The following is a 1,160-nucleotide window of genomic DNA, read 5'->3' as shown; positions in this document are numbered from 1 at the left end:
CTACCGCTTAACCGAAATATAGTAGGTTGTAAGGGCTGGTGACAAAGGCCAGACGCGGCTGCTGGCTTCTCGAAATTGGAATAGCATTGTTGCCATTGAAGAAGAAGATTTTGTACGAATACATTAATGCGGAGGCCCCGGCAGGTCCTTCTTTTTTATTGTAGCAACTATTCTTGTTCTCTGCCGTATACGCTATAATACGGGAATATAAGGGGGGATTTGACAAATGGGTAATAGAAAACAATTTTACAAAACAACTTGGTTTATGTGGCTTATGCTGTTTATAGTTTCACCTATAGGGATATTCTTAATGTGGCAGAAGCGGCTGTACAATGCGAAAACAAGAGGAATTTTATCTACAGTATTTGGCGTTTATTTTGTAATTATGATGGTTATCGCTAACCAGGATTCAAATAATTTGATCGAAAAAATAGAGAAGGAAGGTGTATATTCGACCTTTACCGTTACCGTTGAAACCCGAGAAGAGGTTAAGGCTGTGACAGAACCTAAAGCCACAGAAAAACCAGAAGTAAAGGCGCCGGAAGTTAAGGCGACTACGGAACCTGTAGATAAGGGTGATAAATTGGAATCATCCCCCAGCGTCTTAGCAGAGTACATACCCTGGGCGGTTATAAAGTATGCGGGAGATAAAAGCAATATTAAAGGTGCGGATAGAATACGCAGTGTAGAGATTGACGACAAGAGTGTATTTATCGACTTGCTAGCTGACGACAATATCACTAAAGGTACAATTAGGGCTGAAATTCTTGAAAAGAGTACCGAAATTTTTAATCAGGTTTTCAAAGATAGAACTGACGTACCACAATTGTATTTATCCTGGTCACTACCCTTACAGGACGCTAACGGAAATGAATCCATAGACCCCGTTATTACGGTTTCCGTATCCATTGATACAGCGAAGGCAATTGATTGGGACAGATTTACGTACTCAAACCTACCAAAAGCAGCTACCAGCTACACGGAACACAAGGTTTTAAGATAGCAACAACATTCAGGATAAATTAAATTTTATTGTTATATATAGTTATAATACTTTTTACTGCGTAATGATGTTTAACGCTTCTAAATGAATTAACATCAATCGCAATCGATATTCCNGGAACCCGTAAGCCGTGTTTTAATCTGGCTGGATTGATTTG

General features: G+C 39.3%; 1 protein-coding gene. It reads left to right on the top strand.

Annotated features, from left to right (window positions below):
* The first annotated feature begins 226 nt into the window (after positions 1 to 226).
* On the top strand, positions 227 to 1,003 hold the full coding sequence (locus tag TY10_RS28455) for a hypothetical protein (RefSeq protein ID WP_042171576.1): 777 nt from the start codon (positions 227 to 229) through the stop codon (positions 1,001 to 1,003).
* Positions 1,004 to 1,160 lie beyond the last annotated feature (157 nt).

The organism is Paenibacillus gorillae, from assembly GCF_000513275.1.
Taxonomy (GTDB): Bacteria; Bacillota; Bacilli; order Paenibacillales; family Paenibacillaceae; genus Pristimantibacillus; species Pristimantibacillus gorillae.
The sequence above is the reverse complement of the archived record's forward strand: the minus strand, read 5'-3'. Positions and strand labels throughout refer to the sequence as shown.